The sequence below is a fragment of the uncultured Maricaulis sp. genome (genome assembly GCF_905480005.1).
Taxonomy (GTDB): Bacteria; Pseudomonadota; Alphaproteobacteria; order Caulobacterales; family Maricaulaceae; genus Maricaulis.
The window spans coordinates 1-3,137 of the sequence record NZ_CAJQOO010000146.1 but is presented as its reverse complement, the minus strand read 5'-3'; the positions used below and the strand labels follow the sequence as shown (position 1 = coordinate 3,137).

Here is a 3,137-nt window from a genome sequence, read left to right as displayed (position 1 = left end):
GTGCTGACGCAAGGGCCGAACTGGACGCAGGGGAGGCGTGAGGCGAGGCAGGTCCTCGCGCCCAGCCCCAGCCCCGCCCCTGCCACTATCCTAGCGAGCCCGGGCTTCGGCCAGGGCGCGCTCGAGGGCGTCCTCGGCGGCGGTTTCGATGTCCGGCGTCACACCATTGCCGTCGATGCGGGCGCCATCGCTGAGGTAGAAGTCGGCGACCGGCAGGCGCAGCGAGAAGTCGGAGGGCAGGGGGAAGAAATTGCTCGACAGCATTTCCCCGGCCGTGGTCTCGCCGATCAGCGTGGCGCGACCCGACATCTTGATCATGCCGACCAAGGCTTCCGACGCGCTGGCCGTGCGCTCGCTGATCAGCACGTAAACATCCCCGTCGAATACGGTTTCGGCCGGATCGAGCGATGCGGCGGTGTAGCCCGTGGTGACCAGTTCGCCCATGACTTCCTGTTGCGAGCGGCCATTCAAGACCGGCCGGACCTCCAGCAGCTCATTGCCGGGCAGGGTCTCGTTGTCGCGCCACCAGGCATTGGCAATGAACGTCCCAAGCACCTGGCGCTCCTCCAGGATACGCGCGGCAACCGGGATGGCTGCGGCCGTGCCGCCCCCGTTCTCGCGCAGGTCGACAATCAGACTGTGGGCGCCGGACTCGATGGCTGCACTCATGGCCGCATCGATCTGCGCCTCGATCGCGATGCCGAAAAAACTGTCAATGGTGACCAGGGCGATGCCCGGTTCCACAGCTTCGTGGCGGGCGACCGGACGGTCCTCGGCGGCAGCGTCGGCTTCGTCGAGCAGGCCTTCCATCGTGTTGAGCGGTCGCAGAATTTCATAATGGGAGAAGAGCGAGCCATCCCAGTTCCGGTCAAAGCAGTAGATGAGGCCGGCATCATCGGACACCGTGTCGATACAGGCATTGAAGCCTTGCCGGAACGCGTTGAATTCCGGCGTCTGCATCAGTCTCGGATCATAGATCCAGGCGGTCGAGATCTGCTCCATCACACCGGCAATGGCGGAATAGTCGCGCTCCGGGGCCGGCGCCTGCGCCTCCAGCCGCCACTCGCCGCGCAGCAGGCCGCTGGCCGTCACGATGACCGGACCCTCCGCTCCGCTGACCAGTTGCGCGTCATGCTGTCGGCCGTCGGCGAAGGTCAGAGTGCCGGCACCCGTCTCGTCGAAGGCAAAACCATACTGGTCATTGCCGGCGCGAAGTCCGCCGTCCGAGGCTTCGAGGCTCAGCTGACCTTGCAGGGTGCCGTAATGGACCGAGCTCAGGGTGAAGGTATAGGTCCCCTCGGCCGGAAGCTGGGCTGTGGCAGCCGAGGCGAGCGAGAGCGCGCTGCCGGCTGCCAATACGGCCTGTAGGAAAAGTGACTGAGACATGGTCGATCCTTTGAGCATTGAACATGTGGTTGATGCCGGCCGTCATCGCCCCGGATGCAGGTGTGTTGGGGGGAAACACTGTACGTCTGTCCCGCCATCGTCCCGGGCCGCGGTTTGCCGGACGGCCGCGCCAGCTTCTTGTCGGCCACTTACGGTCCATTCATGCCCGTCCGCTAGCGTGCCCGGCGATTGTCAGAACGGGAGAGAGCTGGATGAGTGCGCGGACAAGAGTGAACCTCAAGCGGGTGGTGTGTGCGCTGTCTTGTTGTGGATTGGTGGCTGTCGGGGCCGGTGGCGCAGCCCTCGCGGAAGGCTCGCCGGCCGGGCAAGCCTTTTTCTGGGAGCTGGTCGACACATCGGCCACCATCGCCCAGCACTATACGTTCGAGCCGGATGGATCGGTGATGCAGCAGACCACCTATATCTTCAATGACGGGCGGCCTGAACAGGATGTCGGTCCATCCTATGTGGCTGGCTGGTCGCAGGATGGCGATGGCGGTGTGACGGTCGAGTGGGCGGACGAACCCAGCCAGCATTGCGCGGCCTGGCCGGCCTATACACAAGGCCCGGTCGATGCCGTGCCGGACGGGGATTGCTGGCTCTCGGAACAGATTCGCAATCTGATCCGCGAAGGTGCGGTCGGCGGTTATGACGATTGACGGCGTCGGCGGGTCCGACGGCTATGACGATTCCCGGGACTGGAAGCGGGTCGGCGAGGTGTCTTTCCACCTGCCAGCGGGTTATTGAGCCGCTGAACGGGGATCCCCGCCAGCCGATCAATCGGTCGGGTCGTGCCCGTCTGTGTCGGATCCGGCCTTCTTTTCCTCCGCACCGCCCAGCGCCACAAAGGCGAGCGTGGCGATAAAACCACCGCCCAGGAGCGCGATGAAGGGCAGCAGCTCCGGGTCCCAGCCGGCGAATGTCTGCATCAGGGCAAGCCAGGTCATGACCGCCACATACACGGCGGCGCCGAGCAGGACCCGCTTCCATTCGTGGGTGATGAGCGGTTGGGCGGCCGGTGCGGTGGCGTCGGCGGTCGGGATGGGTGTCGTGTCGTTGGCGGCCATGTCGGCAGTCTCCTCTGGCGTTTCAATCAGATCACGCAATTGCGCCGAAGAGAGGTCGAAACTGGCGGCCAGCGCCCGCACGGTTTCCAGGCTGGGTGTCTCGCCGCGTTCGGCGCGCTGGATCGTGCGGTCACTCAATCCACTGATCGTGGCGAGTTGTTCCTGTGACCAGCCCTTTTCGAGGCGCAGCGATTTCAGTCCCATCAGCTAGCTCTCTTGTCTCGGCCAGGCCCGTGAAGGCCTTATTGCAGGGCGGTTTCTAGCCGCCGGACGCCCTGTCGCCCACGACACGCAGGCGACAGGAAGGTGACAAGTGCAGCCGGTTTGCGCAATGCCACTGTCATGACCCCATAGCCGGACCCGGCCATCCGGACTCGGCCATCCGGACTTGGCTGGACAGCGGTTCCGCAGAGCCGCACAGTCGGCCCGGCACAACCGAGGACAGCCCCATGACCGACGAAACGGGCCACACCGGCTCCTGCTTTTGCGGCGCGGTTCAATACCGCCTGCGCCGTGATCCGATGATCGTGCATGCCTGCCATTGTCGCGACTGTCGCAAACAGACTGGCGGTCCCTATGCCATCAACGCGCTGATCGAGCGGTCCGAGGTCGAGCTGGTTGCCGGCGAACCCGTCAGGCATGAGCAGAAAACGGGCAGTGGCAAGCCGCACGATATCTGGCGTT

The 3,137-nt window shown here is 64.9% G+C and carries 4 protein-coding genes; 2 read left to right on the top strand and 2 right to left on the bottom strand.

The genetic code is table 11. The annotated features are described in order from the left end of the window. Positions 1-90 precede the first annotated feature (90 nt). Complete coding sequence (locus tag QZ266_RS12925; protein WP_295695814.1) at positions 91-1,386, bottom strand: S41 family peptidase; 1,296 nt, start codon at positions 1,384-1,386, stop codon at positions 91-93. 212 nt (positions 1,387-1,598) lie between these two features. Between QZ266_RS12925 and QZ266_RS12920 the strand changes: the two genes are divergently transcribed. Next, positions 1,599-2,045, top strand: coding sequence for a hypothetical protein (locus QZ266_RS12920; protein WP_295695812.1), 447 nt, complete (start codon positions 1,599-1,601; stop codon positions 2,043-2,045). 117 nt (positions 2,046-2,162) lie between these two features. Here the strand turns inward: QZ266_RS12920 and QZ266_RS12915 are convergent, their stop codons facing one another. After that, positions 2,163-2,657, bottom strand: coding sequence for a helix-turn-helix domain-containing protein (locus QZ266_RS12915; protein WP_295695810.1), 495 nt, complete (start codon positions 2,655-2,657; stop codon positions 2,163-2,165). Positions 2,658-2,902: 245 nt separating this feature from the next. Between QZ266_RS12915 and QZ266_RS12910 the strand changes: the two genes are divergently transcribed. Next, a partial coding sequence (locus tag QZ266_RS12910; RefSeq protein ID WP_295695808.1) for a GFA family protein occupies positions 2,903-3,137 on the top strand: 235 nt, incomplete at its 3' end.

What these genes read in the sequence shown, in the direction of transcription:
- QZ266_RS12925 (WP_295695814.1), bottom strand. Translation starts at nt 1,386, where the DNA reads ATGTCTCAGTCACTTTTCCTACAGGCCGTATTGGCAGCCGGCAGCGCG.
- QZ266_RS12920 (WP_295695812.1), top strand. Translation starts at nt 1,599, where the DNA reads ATGAGTGCGCGGACAAGAGTGAACCTCAAGCGGGTGGTGTGTGCGCTG.
- QZ266_RS12915 (WP_295695810.1), bottom strand. Translation starts at nt 2,657, where the DNA reads ATGGGACTGAAATCGCTGCGCCTCGAAAAGGGCTGGTCACAGGAACAA.